Origin of the sequence: Variovorax terrae, from assembly GCF_022809125.1 — a bacterium.
Taxonomy (GTDB): Bacteria; Pseudomonadota; Gammaproteobacteria; order Burkholderiales; family Burkholderiaceae_C; genus Variovorax_A; species Variovorax_A terrae.
Genome location: NZ_JALGBI010000001.1, coordinates 1008710 through 1024431, shown reverse-complemented (window position 1 = coordinate 1024431; position 15722 = coordinate 1008710). Strand labels below are relative to the sequence as shown.

At 65.1% G+C, this 15722-nt stretch carries 18 protein-coding genes; 14 read left to right on the top strand and 4 right to left on the bottom strand.

What is annotated here, in order from left to right; genetic code table 11:
• Positions 1-10: 10 nt before the first annotated feature.
• Positions 11-2188, bottom strand: coding sequence for a DUF6351 family protein (locus MMF98_RS04815; RefSeq protein ID WP_243304856.1), 2178 nt, complete (start codon positions 2186-2188; stop codon positions 11-13).
• Between the two features lie 285 nt (positions 2189-2473).
• Between MMF98_RS04815 and MMF98_RS04810 the strand changes: the two genes are divergently transcribed.
• The 3 genes from MMF98_RS04810 (at position 2474) to MMF98_RS04800 (ending at position 6732) form a co-directional block, all read left to right on the top strand.
• A complete protein-coding gene (locus MMF98_RS04810) occupies positions 2474-3559 on the top strand; it encodes a PAS domain-containing sensor histidine kinase (RefSeq protein WP_243304854.1) in 1086 nt (361 codons plus the stop codon).
• Entirely contained in the window at positions 3556-4191 is a 636-nt protein-coding gene (locus MMF98_RS04805; RefSeq protein ID WP_243304853.1) for a response regulator, read from the top strand. The genes MMF98_RS04810 and MMF98_RS04805 overlap by 4 nt, the downstream gene beginning before the upstream one ends.
• A 132-nt stretch (positions 4192-4323) precedes the next feature.
• Positions 4324-6732 (top strand): DUF6351 family protein, encoded by a 2409-nt coding sequence (locus MMF98_RS04800; RefSeq protein WP_243304851.1) that lies wholly within the window; start codon positions 4324-4326, stop codon positions 6730-6732.
• A gap of 112 nt (positions 6733-6844) precedes the next feature.
• Here the strand turns inward: MMF98_RS04800 and MMF98_RS04795 are convergent, their stop codons facing one another.
• The 3 genes from MMF98_RS04795 to MMF98_RS04785 form a co-directional block, all read right to left on the bottom strand.
• Complete coding sequence (locus MMF98_RS04795) at positions 6845-7369, bottom strand: hypothetical protein (protein WP_243304848.1); 525 nt, start codon at positions 7367-7369, stop codon at positions 6845-6847.
• Between the two features lie 109 nt (positions 7370-7478).
• Positions 7479-7949, bottom strand: a complete 471-nt coding sequence (locus MMF98_RS04790; protein ID WP_243304846.1) for a hypothetical protein — start codon at positions 7947-7949, stop codon at positions 7479-7481.
• Positions 7950-7969: 20 nt separating this feature from the next.
• Positions 7970-8272, bottom strand: coding sequence for a hypothetical protein (locus tag MMF98_RS04785; RefSeq protein WP_243304844.1), 303 nt, complete (start codon positions 8270-8272; stop codon positions 7970-7972).
• A 379-nt stretch (positions 8273-8651) separates the two neighbouring features.
• Between MMF98_RS04785 and MMF98_RS04780 the strand changes: the two genes are divergently transcribed.
• The 11 genes from MMF98_RS04780 to MMF98_RS04730 all read left to right on the top strand — a co-directional run bounded on the left by MMF98_RS04780 (position 8652) and on the right by MMF98_RS04730 (position 15693).
• Positions 8652-9119 (top strand): ester cyclase, encoded by a 468-nt coding sequence (locus MMF98_RS04780; RefSeq protein WP_243304842.1) that lies wholly within the window; start codon positions 8652-8654, stop codon positions 9117-9119.
• Between the two features lie 144 nt (positions 9120-9263).
• Positions 9264-9839: a hypothetical protein gene (locus MMF98_RS04775; protein WP_243304839.1), complete on the top strand. Its 576-nt coding sequence runs from the start codon at positions 9264-9266 to the stop codon at positions 9837-9839.
• A gap of 177 nt (positions 9840-10016) precedes the next feature.
• Entirely contained in the window at positions 10017-10598 is a 582-nt protein-coding gene (locus MMF98_RS04770) for a methylated-DNA--[protein]-cysteine S-methyltransferase (protein WP_243304837.1), read from the top strand.
• Entirely contained in the window at positions 10595-11329 is a 735-nt protein-coding gene (locus MMF98_RS04765; protein ID WP_243304835.1) for a 2OG-Fe(II) oxygenase, read from the top strand. The genes MMF98_RS04770 and MMF98_RS04765 overlap by 4 nt, the downstream gene beginning before the upstream one ends.
• Positions 11330-11331: 2 nt before the next feature.
• Positions 11332-11976, top strand: coding sequence for a DNA oxidative demethylase AlkB (gene alkB / locus MMF98_RS04760; RefSeq protein ID WP_243304834.1), 645 nt, complete (start codon positions 11332-11334; stop codon positions 11974-11976).
• A gap of 80 nt (positions 11977-12056) precedes the next feature.
• Positions 12057-12248 (top strand): hypothetical protein, encoded by a 192-nt coding sequence (locus MMF98_RS04755; RefSeq protein ID WP_243304832.1) that lies wholly within the window; start codon positions 12057-12059, stop codon positions 12246-12248.
• Positions 12249-12288: 40 nt separating this feature from the next.
• Complete coding sequence (locus MMF98_RS04750; RefSeq protein WP_243304829.1) at positions 12289-12840, top strand: methylated-DNA--[protein]-cysteine S-methyltransferase; 552 nt, start codon at positions 12289-12291, stop codon at positions 12838-12840.
• Positions 12840-13538 (top strand): DNA-3-methyladenine glycosylase family protein, encoded by a 699-nt coding sequence (locus tag MMF98_RS04745; RefSeq protein WP_243307303.1) that lies wholly within the window; start codon positions 12840-12842, stop codon positions 13536-13538. Before MMF98_RS04750 ends, MMF98_RS04745 begins: the two co-directional genes overlap by 1 nt.
• 31 nt (positions 13539-13569) lie before the next feature.
• A complete protein-coding gene (ada, locus tag MMF98_RS04740) occupies positions 13570-14634 on the top strand; it encodes a bifunctional DNA-binding transcriptional regulator/O6-methylguanine-DNA methyltransferase Ada (protein ID WP_243304828.1) in 1065 nt (354 codons plus the stop codon).
• Positions 14635-14648: 14 nt separating this feature from the next.
• Positions 14649-15365, top strand: coding sequence for a 2OG-Fe(II) oxygenase (locus tag MMF98_RS04735; protein WP_243304826.1), 717 nt, complete (start codon positions 14649-14651; stop codon positions 15363-15365).
• Between the two features lie 19 nt (positions 15366-15384).
• Positions 15385-15693 (top strand): Ada metal-binding domain-containing protein, encoded by a 309-nt coding sequence (locus MMF98_RS04730; RefSeq protein WP_243304824.1) that lies wholly within the window; start codon positions 15385-15387, stop codon positions 15691-15693.
• The last annotated feature ends 29 nt before the right edge of the window (positions 15694-15722 follow it).

Genomic DNA, 15722 nt, shown 5'->3' with positions numbered 1-15722 from the left:
CTGGCGGCCCTCACACACCCGCCGGCCGGCCCACGTCCGGCTTGCTGTAGTCGCAGACGCCAGCGGCGAAGACCTTGTTGAGCCACGTCTTTTCGGCGGTGCTGAAGGGGTCGGTGGCGCCGTAGGTGCCATCGGCCAGCGCCGTGGCCACGGGCTTGAGGGCGCACTTGAACATGTCGCCGCGGAACGAATCACCGGCCACCATGCGCGGGCTCGAGTAGACCTTGTACGACTGGGTGCAAGCCCCTGCCGGCCGGTTGTCCAGGATGCCGTTCCAGACCTGCGAACCCGCCGCGATGGTCTGGCCCGCGTTCGTGAAGCACTGGTCGGTGAAGCGCGCCGGGCGGGTGCCGGTGGTGAGGTAGGCGTCCAAGATGCTCAGGGCATCCATGGCGCGCGTGGCCACGCCCGTGGTGCTGGTCTCGCCCGTGAACCAGATCACCTGGTTCGCCTGGTTGCCGCCGCCGGCCGCCAGGCGGGCCCGCTCGGAGAACGACTGGCGCGAGTTGTGCATGTCGAGCTGGTCTTCCTTCCAGGGCCGCAGGTCGATCAGCGGAATGTCGAGCGACTTGCCGGTGAACACCTGGCCCGCCGTGTAGGCGATGTTCATGGCCTTCAGGCTGCCGCTGCGGCGCGGCGCGGGCGTACCCGCCCCGGTGCGGCAATCGGCGCTGCGGCGCATGTTGCGGCTGTCGAACGGATCGGCCGGCGGCATCAGCCAGGTGAGGTACTCGTCCTGCTCCTTCCAGCTGCCGGCGCAGGCGTTGATGCGCAGGAATTCATCCGCGGTGATGAAGCCGTCCTTCAGCGCCTTCAGGCCGTACTGCACGCCCACGTTGTCTACCGGGATCGGCGCGTAGCCGCGGGCGTCGGTGCCGTAGATGTTGGCCAGATCGTTCCAGTGCGTCCACTTCACGTTGGTGAAGGCCGTGGGCCAGCCCAGGGCGTTGGCGGTGGCCTGGTAGGCCGGGTCGGTGAACACCGGGTTGATCACGCCGGGAGCGGCCGTACCCCAGCCCTCGATGCATTCGGAAGAACCGGCGCCGCCCAGGAACTTGTTGGTCTTGGTTGCGCTGGTGCTCAGGCCTTCGACCAGGGTGCGGTTGGTCCAGGTGGCCCACATCGAGCCGGCGTTGAGCGCCACCTCGTCCTTGAAGTACTGCTCGAGCAGCGAACAATCCGACACGTAGATCGCCTGCGTCACCATGTCCGGATAGGACTGGATCGGAACGCCGGCGTCGAACAGCCCCTTGGGCCGGTTCTGGGCAAACAGGTACTGCTGCACCGCACCGCCCGAGATGCCCATGGCCACGGTGTATTTGGGCTTGCCATAGGTCTGCACGAAGTGCTCCTTGACCATCACCGCCGTCTCTTCCGCCAGGCGCACGTTGTAGTGCACGCCGGTCTCGTTGCCCGACGAGGACACCACGGCATAGCCCTGCTCCAGCAGCCTGGGCATCACCGGCTTCTCTTCGCCCCACAGGCCGCCGAACCACATGGCCTTGCCCTGCTGGTGGCCCACGCCGACGCCGCCGCGCATCCAGTAGACCATCTTCTGGTTCCACACCGAGTTGTCCAGGTCCTTTGGCGTGGCGGTGCTTTCCGCGAAGGGCGCCAGCATGGCGACGCTGTAGGAGAAGCGGTTGATGGTGCCGGCCTCGACGCGCACCACGAACGGCAGGTCGGCGCCGTTGATGCGCACGCGCTGCAGGTTGGCCGGCGGCGTGACGAACTGCGTGGCGGGATCGAAGGCCGCGAAGTCGCTGCCGGTGTAGTAGAAGTAGCGCACCTGCGTCTTGACGCCGCAGCGCTTGCTGTAGCCCAGCAGCGGGCTGGCGGTGTTGCCCGGCACCTGGTAGACCGGCTGGCCGATGCCGTCCTGGTTGTCGACGATCGGCTCCCCGAGATTCGACAGGCTGGTCAGGCACAGAAAGGGCTGCTGCTGCGGGCCGCTGAAGGCGGTTTCGCCCGAAGGACCCTGCTCGCCCACCCAGAACTTCAGGCCCGCCAGCGACACCTCGGGTGCGCTCGGCCCGGGCCCCGGGTTCGGCACGACGGGGGCGGGACTGCCGCCGCCCGGCGCCGCGGTCAAGCCGCCACTGCCTCCGCCGCAGCCCGCCAGCAACGCCGCTGCCAGGCTCATCGCGGCCCATACGGCACCATGGCGCCGCCCAACTGCTTGTCTCATGTCATGTCTCCGTTATGTTGTACAGGGCCGGGCATGCCCCTGGTTGCCATGCAGATCGCCCGGCGCATGTCATGCTAGCCAGCGCGCTGCAGCGCAACAAGTCAGATCACCGGTAATCTTTTGTAGGAAAAACGGGTACATGACGGCCTTTCACCTCGGGGAACTACCAAGAGAAACGCGCTTTTCCAGGCGTGCTGCCCGAGGGATGGCCTGCATAATCAAAACATAACTTCCGGTGGAGACCACTTTCCGCACTGCGGCAACAACGCAGAGGCGGACTGCGCTATGAGGAAAGAGTCTGCTGTTCCGTTCGACATCCAGTCCGTGCCGTTCCGCGGCATCGTGGAGCAATCCGTAGCGGGCATCTACATCCTTCAGGACGAGCATTTCCAGTACACCAATGCCACCTTCGCCGGCATGGCGGGCTATGCGACCGACGAAGTCATCAACAAGCCGCTGCGCGACTGCGTGCCGCCGGACTACGTGCCGGAAGTGATGGACCGCTACCGCCGGCGCATCTCGGGCGAAGTCCGCAGCATGCGCTTCATCACCCACGGCCTGCACCGCGACGGCCATGTCGTCTACATCGAGGTGCATGGCGAGGCCCGGCAGTTCCGCGGACGGCCCGCGGTGGTGGGCGTGGGCGTCAACGTCACCGAGCAGGTGGAGCGCGACGCGCAGTTGCTGCAATCGCGCCAGGAATACCGCGATCTCGCGGCCTACCTCAACAGCATGCGCGAGCAGCAGCGCGCTGAATACGCGCGCGAAGTCCACGACGTGCTGGGCGGCCTGCTGACCTCGATGAAGCTCGACGTGGGCCGCATCACCCGGCGCTCGCGCTCCACCGCCATTCGCGGCATCGCGGCCGATCTCAACGCCCTGCTGCTGGAGGCCATTGACAACGTGCGCGAGCTGTCGGACTCGATGCGCCCGCAGGCGCTCGACCACCTCGGCCTCGACGCCGCGATCGCCAGCCACCTCAAGCGCTTCCGGGAGCGCGCCGGCCTGCGCGCGAGCCTGGAGCCCGGCGAGTTCGAGCTGCCGCTGTCGCGCTGGCGCGCCACGGCCGTGTTTCGCATCTTCCAGGAAGCGCTGACCAATGTGGCGCGCCATGCAGCGGCCTCCAGCGTGGCGGTGCGCTTCACGCGCAGCGAGCACAGCTTCCGCCTCGAGATCGAGGACGACGGCCGTGGCATCGCCCAGGACAACCCGTTCCGCCCCGACACGACGCGGCATTCGCTCGGCCTGATCTCGATGCGCGAGCGCGCCCATGAACTCGGCGGCACGCTCACCATCGACTCGGCACCGGGCTTCGGCACGCGCGTGATCCTGGAGGCCCCCATCATCGACAACCCGCTTCTGCTTTCATGACCAATATCCTGATCATCGACGACCATGCCATGTTCCGCTCGGGCCTGCGCAAGGTGCTGCAGGATGTGCCGGACATCGGCACCGTGGAGGAAACCGGCGAATGGCGCGAAGGCCTGGAGCGCCTGGACGCGCAGCCCATCGACCTGCTGCTGCTCGACATCAACCTGCCCGACCGCAGCGGGCTCGATCTGCTGGGCGTCATCCATGCACGCTTTCCGGCGCTGCACATCATCATGCTCAGCATGTACTCGGAGCCGCAGTACGCGCTGCGCGCGCTGCGCAACGGCGCGCAGGGCTACGTGGCCAAGGACATGGAAGTGGCCGACCTGATCGCCGCCATCCGCAGCGTGCGCCGGGGCCGCAAGTTCGTGACGCCCTCCATTGCCGAAAGCCTGCTCGGCAACCTGCAAAGCCTCAGCTCGAACCCCAACCCGCACACCCGCCTGTCCGCGCGCGAATCGCAGATCCTGCGCATGATCGTGGGCGGCGACTCGCTCACCGCGATCGCGGAGCGCCTGTCGATCAACGTCAAGACGGTCAGCACCTATCGCCGGCGCCTGCTCGAGAAGCTGGGCCTCGGCTCCAACGCCCAGCTCGTGCAGTACGCCGTGCACAACCGGCTGGTCGACTGAGCGCACTGCCGTCATCCATTTCTGACATCTGAGCTCCTGTTTTCCGACTTGTTGCCCCTCCGGCCGGCGGCTAGCATCGATCGGCCTGCCTTCTTCGAAGCAGCAACAACACCAATGAGGAGACTCCATCCCATGAAACCATGGAAATATTTCGCAGCCTGTGCCACCGGCGCAGTGCTGATCGTGGCCTGCGGCGGCAGCGACGGCCCGCTGGTCCCCGGCACCAACCCGCCGCCCAGCGTCACGCCGGCCACCATCGCCTTGAAGGTGCTGTCCAGCCCGGCGCAGTACGTGTCGGGCGGTGACGCCCGCATCGCCGTGCAGGCCGCCAAGGCCGACCAGGCCCAGCTCGAGCTGTGGCTCAACGGCGTGAAAACCACTCCGTCGCAACTCACCTCCAGCGACACCGGCCTTGAAGGCCTGATCGCCGGCCTCAAGATCGGCGACAACAACCTGGAAGTGCGCCACGCCACGCGCGGCAAGGTGGCCTCGCTCACGCTCACCAACTACCCCATCACCGGCCCGATGTTCGCCGGCCCCAAGCAGGAGCCCTTCGTCTGCTCGGTGCTCACCGACCTGGGCAAGGAGCCGCTGGTCGACACCGCCGACGCCAAGTACTACGCCGTCAAGGACACCGGCGGCAACACCATCGGCTACAGCAAGAACTGCTCGATCGACTCCTACGTGCAGTACTACTACATGCCGGTGGGCGGCACCACGCAGGACCACTACCTGCCCCTGCCCGCCGACGGCTCGCGCCCGCCCAACATCGCCAAGACCAGGCTGACCGACGGCCGCGATGTGGACTTCATCATTCGCTGGGAGCGCGGCACCATCAACCGCTTCATCTACCAGTACGTGATGCTGGCGCCCTTCGGCGAAGATCCGAAGAAGCCCGACCTCGGCCTGTGGAACAAGCGCCTGGTCTACCACTTCCAGGGCGGCGTGGGCTTCGGCCACTACCAGGGCGGCCCCGACAAGCGCGCCGGCCTGCCCTACGTGATCGGCAAGGGCTACGCCATCGCCTACTCCACCGGCAACCGCACGGGTGAGCACTACGACATGATCGTCGGCGGCGAGACCGCGATGATGACCAAGGAAGGCTTCATCAAACGCTATGGCGTGCCCAGCTACACCGTGGGCCTGGGCGCCTCGGGCGGCGGCATCCAGCAGTACCTGTACCCGCAGAACCACCCGGGCCTGATCGACGCGGCCATCGCGCAGCAGCCCTACCCCGATATGGTGGGCCAGATCCCGCACGTGGGCGACTGCGAGCTGCTCGAGTACTACATGGACGTGACCGATCGGCTCAACACCAAGTGGCAGACCACCAAGAACCGTACCTGGCTCGTCGGCATGAACGCCGAGGACTCGGTGGCCAACCCCTACAAGCCATTTGAAGCCGCGGTCAACGCCATCGCAGGCGGCCCGCGCGTCTCGTTCGCGCCCGGCTCCACCGAATGCCGCAAGGCCTGGCAGGGCCTGACCGCCGGCGCGATGAATCCCAAGTTCGACGCCGACAACATCCTGGGCCAGGCTGCCGCCCGCATGGGCAACCTCAGTGCCTTCGGCGACATTCCGTTCAGCCACTACGACGACGTGCGCAATGTGTACGGCACCGGTCCCGACGGCTACCCGCGCTCCACCTGGGACAACGTGGGCGTGCAATACGGCCTGCAGTCGATGAAGAGCGGCAAGATCACGCCGGCAGAATTCCTGGACCTGAACTTCAAGATCGGGGGCTGGAAACAGATGAGCGAGATGGTGGCCGAGGGCTTCCCCTACAACGGCACGTCCGGCGCCGAGCAGAACAAGGCCGCCTCCATCCCTGGCTACTTCGACCCCTGGGGCAGCCGCAACATGAACCGCTGGAACCCGGCCGCGCCGGGCACGCCGGCACCGCGCACCCACGGCGACATGGAGGCCATCAAGGCCATGTACAACTCCGGGCTGGTGTTCAAGGGCAAAACCGAGATCCCCACCATCGACTGGCACCCCTACCTGGAGCACAAGCTCAACATGCACAACGTGCACCAGTCGTTCGCGATCCGCAAGCGCATCCAGGCCAAGATGGGCAACGCCGACCACCAGGCCATCTGGTTCACCGAGACGCGCGGCGCCGCCAGCGATTTCGACCAGGTCCCGATGGCGATGGAAGTCATTGACGAATGGATCACCAACATCCGCGCCAATCCCGGCCGCAGCGTGGCCGCCAACCGCCCCACCCGCGGCGTGGACAGCTGCTTCGACAAGGACGGCGTGCTGATGTCCAAGGGCTCCGGCGTCTGGGACGGCGTGCTCGACAACAAGCCCCAGGGCGCCTGCACCCAGGCCTTCCAGATGTACACCACCTCGCGCATCGTGGCAGGCGGGCCTATCGAAGGCGGCAACTTCAAGTGCTCGCTCAAGCCGGTCAGCAAGGCGCTAACGGACGGCACCTACGGCAGCTGGACGCCGGCGCTGGCCGACATCCAGAAGCTCAACGCCATCTTCCCGGAAGGCGTGTGCGATTTCAGCAAGCCGGACCAGAGCCAGCTCTGAGCTTCCCCCTCCCCTGAAACGACAAGCCGCCCTTCGGGGCGGTTTTTTCATTTCACGATGGTTCCAGCCCGGCATTGCGCTGGATGGTGCCGAAACCAGATGCATCAAGCCACTACGCCGTACCGCCAGGCGTCGCGGCCACGAGGCCGGACAAATCGACACTCGCTTTCAACGCCCCGCACAAGTTCATCGCGATGTAGGCCGGCAGCACCTCGACTCGGCGAGTTCCGCCGACGAATTCGCACTCGGTGCGGAAGACGCTGCCCAGATCGGCAACCTCCAACGACGCTACGCAGAAATAGTCCCTGGCCATGAAATAGTCCTCCTGGGTCAATTCTGGTCTTTCGTTGTTCAGCGTGTGCACCGGATGCCGACTCGGAAGCTGTTGCGCATACCGCGAATCCTCTGACGCGCGCCGCAGACCGGAGCCGTCGTCGTGGGCGTCACGGTAGCGCTCGATGCCCTGGCGAAAGACCTGGAACCAGTGGGGCAGCCAGTACGCCAGACGGTAGGTGCTGTCGTACATGGTGTACTTGACGCACACGCCATCAATTACGCCTGCCGTGCAGGTGAACCCAACTCTGTAGCTGCTCACCCAATCGGATGCTTCGCTGGCATCGCACTTCTCAAAATTCATGGCTCGCCATCAACCTGAAAAGAGAAGCCCCATTCTGACAATTCGATGTGGCCGGGGAACTCCGATTCTTGCGCCCTGTATCCGGCGAGATCATCCGGTCTTCGCCGAGTCATCCTGCGAGCCCTGTTGCCGTTTGGATCGTCAAGAGAAACATCGGACTGAAACTCGGGCCAGTGCTCAATTGCACCGGCAGCGCGAAACCGATTTCGACATACGGGCGCGTGGCGGCAAGATTGGGCTTCGTGGCCTGAAAGGCGAAACACATCAAGAACTCGTCATCGTGGTGCTGCGCTTCGATACCGAAGTCGATTGCAACCAATCGCCACTCGCCGTCCTCTTGACCGAGTGGCACGAGGAGCTGGCGCGCTCGCGCCTCAAGGTAGGCGCGACTCTGCACAATCGAAATGGCTTTTTCGATCCCGAGTGAACTGGGCTTGCCCGCCGCATCGGCGACGATGATTTCGGTACTGTCGGGGAGCACCGCCATCCACTCGCCATACGAAGGTGTGCCGAGCCGGTGGATCGGCAAAAATTCGCTGGGGATGGCGAGCATCGCCAGATCGTGCAGATTTGAGTTCAACGGCGATCTCATCGCTGCGATCAGCGCACGGCGGCTACCTCGGCCGCATGGGAGAAGCGCTCCTCCAGACGTGAGCAGTGCTCGATGGCTTCGATCGTTGCCCGCCGGATGCAATCTCCGGCCGAAACCTTAGCGACGGTGGGCACTGCAGCCGCCTCCGCCGCTCTGGCGGTGCGTGCCAATCGAGCCAGCAGCGCATCGGCGTCCATCCGGTAGTGCCCCCCGAACTGCGCATGCTTCTGCGTAAGGCGAGCAAGCTGATCACGAAGCCAGATTTCACCGAGGTCTGCGTAGGCGCCTGGCTGAATCAAACGAATGGACATGACGGACTCCTTGCGTAGGGCCAAAGCCGGCGAAGTACCGGGCTCAGGTCAGTGAGACGTTCCCTATCTCGCTTGGAATGAAGCGTAGTGATCCGCCTTCGATAACGCTCTCTGTTTCTTGCGTTCGAAATATCCGCCTTTACAAGACTGACAGCGTCAAGCTGCCCCCCGCGTTGATCCCGCACATGCCAGAGGCGCTCATTGCGGGTGATCGCGGCGTCCGAAAGAAGGTGCGTCCGGCCAGCACCCCGATCAAAATATCGAGCTGACTTGAGCAGCAAGAATCGGAGTTTTGAATGGCGGCGCGGTGCCTATTCTTTCGCTCAGGTCATCGAATGACTTCGATGATCTTTTCGAAACTACTTGTGAGGATTTTCAAATGAACAAAGAAGAGCAAAACAAGGCCGTCGTCGGCCGTTGGTTCACCGAATTCTGGGGCAAGAATCCCAACCTGGCGGTCATCGAAGACATCGCCGCACCCAACATGCTGCTCCAGTATTCGCTGCACGAGCCCCGCCGTGGCCGCGCGGACATCAGGGCGTTCATGACTGACTTCCGCAAGGCATTCCCCGACCTCCATTTCTGGGGCACGGCCGATCTGATCGCTGAAGGCGACTACGTGGTGGGCCAGTGGGAAGGTGGCGGCACCCATACGGGCCCGGCTCACGATGACTTCCTGATCGGTGGCCTGCCCGCCGCAACCGGCCGCAAGATGCACTTCACCGGCACCACGGTGCTGAAAGTGATCGACGGCAAGATCGTGGAAGAACGAGGTCTGGACGATGGCGTCACCGCGCTGACCCAGCTCGGCCTGATCAAGGCTACCGCCAAGAGCGGCGACGCTTGATGTTCTCAGAATGAGGAAGCCATTCCACGCTTTTCTGGTGTGGAACCCGCTCCCTTCTTTTGAGGACTTGGGTGTCGGACAGACGCCAGCCTCTTATGGCTGGCGTCCTTGTTTGCTTCCGTCCTTCTCCCATGGATTGACACGATGCCTGAAATTGCATGCGCCGGCCCAGATGCGCAATCACTGCTTGCCTGGGTCGCGGCGGTAAAGCAAGGCTTGACTCCTTCGCAGGGCATCGTCACATTGCGCCTCGATCAAATGCGGCTTGAAGACCTCGTGTTGAGTCTTCTTGACCTGGACATCGAAGAAGCCGCTCAGGTGGATTCCCTGGCGGACTCTGCCTCGCCATTCGAGCGATGCCCAGAACGCTTCCACGAGACCTTGCAAAAGGCCATTTGGCAATCTCCACTGTGCAAGCTGTTCGCAAGAACGCACGACGGCGAGTATCACCGCAGTCTCTGCCCCGCCGCCTACAACGAGCGCACCGGCGAGCACCATGCCGAAGAGATGGCGCGCTGGCGGGCCGATTTCCGGGCCATGCCGCCGGAGCAGCAAATGATGGCGGCAACCATCGTCTGGATGTATCGCTCAGGCCCTGACTCGATCTGGCTGCGCCGCGTCCCATGCACCTGGAAGGCGTCTGAAGCCTTGCACTACATGCACGACACCGGATGTCTCGCACTATGGCTGCAGCTCATCGCCAGATACCCCGGTTGGTGAACCGCAAGGCGGCCCCCCACGCTCCGCCGCTCGCGCGGGTCGCTGCTCCCCGAGGAGCCGCTTTTGCCTTGGGGCGGCCCGGCGGCAAAAGAAAAATTCAACCGCAAGGAGCGGAGTTTCAAGAAGCGAGTGGATTTCTAGACTGGCTTCACCTTTCAACCACAGAGAGCGATTGCCATGAAGACCCATTCCATTTCCACGTTCAAGTACAGCTTCCGTGCCCCGGGCAGCCAAGTGCAGGGCCCCATCCGGTTCGCCGTCGGCCAGACGGTGCTGGGCAAGGTGATTGTCGGCCGTAGCCAGCGCGGTATCTGCGCGATCTTCCTTGGCGAAGATGCACAGGCCCTGCGCGACCAGCTCGCAGCCGAATTCCCGACCATCGAGCTGCAAGCCGACGAGGATTCGCTAGAGCGAGAACTGAACCAGGTCATCGGCTTCATCGACAAGGACCAGTCCGAGGGCGTGGTCAATCTTGACATCGGTGGTACGGCGTTCCAGCAGAAAGTGTGGCAGGCGCTGTGCGGCATCCCGGCAGGCAAGACCCGCAGCTACGGCGATGTGGCACGCGATCTCGGTGTGCCGGAGGCCGTTCGCGCTGTGGCGGGCGCGTGCGCCGCCAATGTGCTGGCCATTGCCATTCCCTGCCATCGCGTGGTGCGCAGCGACGGCTCGATCTCCGGCTATCGCTGGGGTGCCGAGCGCAAGCGCACGCTGTTGGCCGAAGAGGCCGCCGGCAGGGCCACGGCGTCCGCGGCATGAAAGCCGCAGCGAGTCACGACCTGGCCCTGACGCTCGAGGCCTGCGACTGGGCGAACATCGGGCGTTCGCTCGACGCTCATGGGAACGCCGTGCTGCCCGGTCTTCTGACGGCCGAGCAATGCGATGCGCTCGCTGCGCTCTACTGCCGGGAAGAAGGCTATCGCACGCGGATCGTCATGGCTCGCCATGGATTCGGGCGCGGGGAGTACAAGTATTTCGCTTACCCGCTGCCACCGCTGCTCGACCAGCTGCGCCATGCGCTGTACCCCCGACTGGCGCCGATTGCCAATCGCTGGAACCTGCAGTTGGGCATCGACGTGCAGTACCCGGGCGACCTGGCCGCCTTCCTGCAGCGGTGTCACCAAGCCGGCCAGACCCGGCCGACACCGCTGATCCTTCAGTATGGCGAGGGCGACTACAACTGCCTTCACCAAGACCTCTACGGCGAGCATGTCTTTCCGCTGCAGGTGGTCATCCTGCTGTCGGAGCCTGGCAGGGATTTCTCCGGCGGCGAATTCGTCATGACGGAGATTTCGGCCCAGGGCCGGCGCGCGGACGTCGTTGCGCTACGCCAAGGGGATGCGGTGGTGTTCACCGTCAATCAACGGCCCGCCCCATCTTCCAGGCCAGGCCGGCGCGGCACCCGCAAGGTGGCCATGCGGCACGGCGTCAGCCGCATCCGCAGCGGCCAGCGCCACACCGTGGGCCTTATCTTTCACGACGCGAGGTGAACATGCAATCGCTCGAACTTTTCGAGGCCACTGCGCAGAACCAGCGCCTGGGGGCCGCCGCGATGGTGCTGCGCGGATTCGCTCTGCCTCATGTGCCCGATCTGATGCTTGCCATTGTGGGCATCGAGACAGCATCCCCCTTCCGGCACATGGTGATGCCCGGAGGCTTCACCATGTCGGTCGCGCTGACCAACTGCGGCGCGTTGGGCTGGACCACCGACCGGCGTGGCTATCGCTATACCACCGTCGATCCCGATACGGGCGAGCCTTGGCCGGTCATGCCGGAAGTTTTTGCCCGGCTGGCGAGCGGGGCTGCGGAGGCGGCGGGCTTTGACGGTTTCGAGCCCGACGCCTGCCTGGTCAATCGCTACCTGCCTGGCAGCAGGTTGTCGCTGCACCAGGACAAGAACGAGCGGGACTACGAGGCCCCCATCGTTTCGGTGTCCCTGGGCATGCCGGCCACGTTCCTGTTCGGCGGTCACGCGCGCACCGACCCCATAGTCAAGGTGCCGCTGCACCACGGGGACGTCGTGGTGTGGGGTAGCGCCGATCGCCTGCGCTACCACGGCGTGATGCCACTCAGGGACGAGCCCCATACGTTGCTGGGCAGCCAGCGCATCAATTTCACCTTCCGAAAAGCGGGATAGCTCCCGGAATTCAACCGCAAGAGACGGAGTGTCTTCCTGCCGTGGCGTCATTAAAGTGATCGCAGTTGCCGAGGTATCCGATGAACATGATTTCCACAGTCCTGAGGGATGAGGTGTCCGAAGCGCGTCGCCAGGTCGAGTCCCATTGCCAGTCGCTGGTGGATGCTGGCTCGGCGCATTGGCAGGTCAACGATGACGGTGATCCCGAGCTGCACATGGACAGCGGCGAGACGTACCTGTTCGGCGAACGGGGCGTGACCCGGCTGAAGTGAGCGGGCCAACGCCCAAAACCGATTCAACAAGGAGTGCATCATGAAACTGTTTCTGAACCCATTGGATTCGCCGCTGGGCACCATGCTGCTCGTCACCGATGCGCAGCAGGTCGTGCGGGCGCTCGATTTTGCCGACCACAAGGCGCGGCTGCACCGTGGCCTGCGCGAGCACTATGGCAAAGTGGAGCTGGTCGAGGCTCCGGCCCCCGCCGAGATTGCGCAGGCCCTGGCCCGCTACTTCGAGGGTGAGCTGAAGGCGCTGGACGTGCTGCGCGCGGCAACCGCCGGTTCGGAGTTGCAGCGCCGGGTCTGGGCCGCGCTGCGCCGCATCCCGGCGGGCACGACCACGACCTACGGCAAGCTGGCCAGGGAATTGGGGTTCGATGACCCGCGCGCGGCCATCGACATCGGCGCAGCCAATGGCGCCAACCCGATCGCCATCATCGTACCCTGCCACCGGGTCATCGCCAGCAATGGCGACCTCAAGGGCTACGCCTGGGGCCTGCACCGCAAGCGCTGGCTGCTGGAGCATGAGAAGGCGATGGCCGCCAGGGCGGAAGAGCCGAAGACCGCCACGCTGCCGGGGTTCTGATCTTGAGCGAAACCATTGCCGCCGACCTCTCACCTCGCGCGTACCGGCGGGCCGCCCAGTTCCTGTCCGAGCTGGACGGGGACTGGGCCCGCCACATCGCCGCGATCGGCCCCTGCCGCCATGAGGCCAAGCCCGCGCGCGAGCCCTATGAAGCCTTGGTGCGGGCCATTGCCTACCAGCAGCTGCACGCCAAGGCGGGCGACGCGATCCTGGGGCGTCTGCTGGCGCTCTACCCGGACGTGCCCTTTCCTGCGCCCGAGCAATTGCTGGCCACCGATCCGCAGGCGCAGCGCGCCTGCGGCTTCTCGGCAGCCAAGCTGGCGACCCTTCGCGGCATCGCCCAGGCGACCGTGGACGGCGTCGTGCCAAGTCTCGAGGAGGCCCGGTGCCTGCCCGATGCGGCCCTGATCGAGCGCCTGGTTTCCTTGCGAGGCGTCGGGCGCTGGACGGTCGAGATGTTCCTGATCTATTCGCTGGAGCGTTCCGACATCCTGCCGGTGGACGATTTCGGCGTACGGGAAGGCTACGGCCGCCTGAAGGGCCTGGAGAAGGCCCCCACGCCGCGCCAGATGCGTGCAATCGGTGAGGCTTGGAGCCCTTTTCGGACGGTGGCCGCCTGGTATCTGTGGCGCCTGCCAGCCGGTGAATATCGGCCGCAAGAATCGGAGTGCTTGCGATGGAAAGCCTGCGTATTCTGACTATGTGATTGATGATGACGGGACTTCTGCCATGAATATGACCCTTGCCTACGAAACCGACGACGAGCGCTGGGCGGCCGTGCAGGCACGCGATGCCGCTGCCGATGGCCAATTCGTCTACGCCGTGCGCACCACGGGCGTGTATTGCCAGCCCAGTTCGTCGGCGCGATTGCCTAAGCGCGAGAACGTGGAGTTCTTCGATACGGCGGAAGCCGCCGAGGCGGCGGGCTACCGCGGCAGCCGTCGCGCCCGTGGCGACCAGACCAGCGCGGCCGCCGAGCGCGCCGCCCTGGTGGCGCGCGCCTGCCGGTTGATCGAGTCCTCCGAAACCCCTCCCCCGCTGGATGACCTGGCGGCCGAGGTGGGCATGAGCCCGTTCCACTTCCATCGCCTCTTCAAAGCCGAAACCGGCTTGACGCCCAAGGCGTACAGCTCGGCCTACCGTGCCCGCAAGCTGCGCGAGGAACTGAGCAGCCCGCAGGCTTCCATCACCCATGCCATCTATGGCGCTGGCTTCAATTCGAACAGCCGGTTCTACGAAGCCTCCGAGCAATTGCTGGGCATGCGCGCACGCGACTACCGGGCAGGCGGCGCCGGCGCGGTCATCCGCTTCGCGGTGGGCCAGTGCTCCCTGGGCGCCATCCTGGTGGCCCAGAGCCAGCGCGGCATCTGCGCGATCTTGCTGGGCGACGATCCTGACCGGCTGGTGCGCGACCTGCAAGACCAGTTCCCCAAGGCCGAGATCATCGGCTGCGACGACGAATTCGAGCAGTTGATCGCCCAGGTGGTGGGCTTCATCGAAGCGCCTTCGATCGGGCTGCACCTGCCGCTTCATGTGCAGGGCACGGCCTTCCAGGAGCGCGTCTGGCGCGCGTTGCGCGAGATCCCGCCGGGCACGACCGTGAGCTACGCCGAAATCGCCGAGCGCATCGGCTCGCCCAAGGCGGTACGCGCCGTGGCCCAGGCCTGCGCCACAAACCACATTGCCGTGGCCATTCCCTGCCACCGCGTCGTGCGGCGCGATGGCGACCTGGCCGGCTACCGCTGGGGCGTGGATCGTAAGCGCGAGCTGCTGCGCCGCGAAGCCAACGACTGATGTGGAAATTTCTCATGACTTCACTCGACGCGACGCTCGATCGCCTGAATTGGGCTGACATCGGCATGCAGCTCGATGCCGAAGGCTATGCCCTGCTGCCCGGCCTGTTGGGCGCTGGCGTGGCGCGTGATCTGGCGCGTGGTGTGGCGCAACAGGCCACGGCGTCTGGCGCCAGCCGAGTGACTTTGGAATCCTGCGATCTGGGGCGCGGCGAGTTGTTCTACTTCGGTGCCGGTATGCCGGCGCCGCTGGAGCAGTGGCGCACGGCGCTCTACCGCCGCCTGGTGGCCGTCGCCAATCGCTGGAACGAAACCCTGGGCATCGATCATCGTTATCCGATGGAGCTGGAAGACTTTCTGCGGCGCAACCAGAAAGCAGGCCAAACGCGGGCGCAATCGCATATGAGCCGGCTTGGGGTTGAAGACCACATATCGCTGCACCAGCGCAATGACGGCGAGCTGGTGTTTCCCATGCAGGTGGTCGCGCTGCTGTCCGAGCCGGGCGCCGACTTCCAGGGCGGCGAATTCGTGATGACGGAGCAGCGCCCGCGCATGCAGTCGCGCCCCATGGTGTTGCCTCTAAAGTTGGGAGATGCGGCCATCATCGCCACAGCGGAACGCCCCTTCAAGGGAACAAAAGGCTACTACCGGGTCAACCTCAAGCACGCCATCAGCCGCGTGCGCCAAGGCGAGCGCATCGGCCTGGAACTGTCGTTCCACGATGCCTCGTGACATGGCAAGAGCACCGCGCATGCCGGCATCGGACAAGACATTCACGCTGGTGGGGCCGGATGGCAGGCCTTACTCCAGCCCGCTGCCCGGCACGCTCGGAGGGCATCGCGGCGGCAAGCTGTACGGCCGTCTCGATTGCCGTGCCGCGCTGCAGGCGATCGCCCGCGACGGCTATGTGAAGCACCGCGTTTTCTTTGCCGACGAGCCTACCGCCATCGCGGCCGGCTTCCGGCCGTGCGCCGTGTGCATGCCCCGGGAATACGCGGCGTGGAGGAAGACCCTGCCCGCCAAGGCCCCCAGCGATGCCCGAAGGGAAGCACGCTCATGAGCGCGCTACCGTCCATGTCCGCAGACGCG

What these genes read in the sequence shown, in the direction of transcription:
- MMF98_RS04815 (WP_243304856.1), bottom strand. Translation starts at nt 2,188, where the DNA reads ATGAGACAAGCAGTTGGGCGGCGCCATGGTGCCGTATGGGCCGCGATG.
- MMF98_RS04810 (WP_243304854.1), top strand. Translation starts at nt 2,474, where the DNA reads ATGAGGAAAGAGTCTGCTGTTCCGTTCGACATCCAGTCCGTGCCGTTC.
- MMF98_RS04805 (WP_243304853.1), top strand. Translation starts at nt 3,556, where the DNA reads ATGACCAATATCCTGATCATCGACGACCATGCCATGTTCCGCTCGGGC.
- MMF98_RS04800 (WP_243304851.1), top strand. Translation starts at nt 4,324, where the DNA reads ATGAAACCATGGAAATATTTCGCAGCCTGTGCCACCGGCGCAGTGCTG.
- MMF98_RS04795 (WP_243304848.1), bottom strand. Translation starts at nt 7,369, where the DNA reads ATGAATTTTGAGAAGTGCGATGCCAGCGAAGCATCCGATTGGGTGAGC.
- MMF98_RS04785 (WP_243304844.1), bottom strand. Translation starts at nt 8,272, where the DNA reads ATGTCCATTCGTTTGATTCAGCCAGGCGCCTACGCAGACCTCGGTGAA.
- MMF98_RS04780 (WP_243304842.1), top strand. Translation starts at nt 8,652, where the DNA reads ATGAACAAAGAAGAGCAAAACAAGGCCGTCGTCGGCCGTTGGTTCACC.
- MMF98_RS04775 (WP_243304839.1), top strand. Translation starts at nt 9,264, where the DNA reads ATGCCTGAAATTGCATGCGCCGGCCCAGATGCGCAATCACTGCTTGCC.
- MMF98_RS04770 (WP_243304837.1), top strand. Translation starts at nt 10,017, where the DNA reads ATGAAGACCCATTCCATTTCCACGTTCAAGTACAGCTTCCGTGCCCCG.
- MMF98_RS04765 (WP_243304835.1), top strand. Translation starts at nt 10,595, where the DNA reads ATGAAAGCCGCAGCGAGTCACGACCTGGCCCTGACGCTCGAGGCCTGC.
- alkB (WP_243304834.1), top strand. Translation starts at nt 11,332, where the DNA reads ATGCAATCGCTCGAACTTTTCGAGGCCACTGCGCAGAACCAGCGCCTG.
- MMF98_RS04755 (WP_243304832.1), top strand. Translation starts at nt 12,057, where the DNA reads ATGAACATGATTTCCACAGTCCTGAGGGATGAGGTGTCCGAAGCGCGT.
- MMF98_RS04750 (WP_243304829.1), top strand. Translation starts at nt 12,289, where the DNA reads ATGAAACTGTTTCTGAACCCATTGGATTCGCCGCTGGGCACCATGCTG.
- ada (WP_243304828.1), top strand. Translation starts at nt 13,570, where the DNA reads ATGAATATGACCCTTGCCTACGAAACCGACGACGAGCGCTGGGCGGCC.
- MMF98_RS04735 (WP_243304826.1), top strand. Translation starts at nt 14,649, where the DNA reads ATGACTTCACTCGACGCGACGCTCGATCGCCTGAATTGGGCTGACATC.
- MMF98_RS04730 (WP_243304824.1), top strand. Translation starts at nt 15,385, where the DNA reads ATGCCGGCATCGGACAAGACATTCACGCTGGTGGGGCCGGATGGCAGG.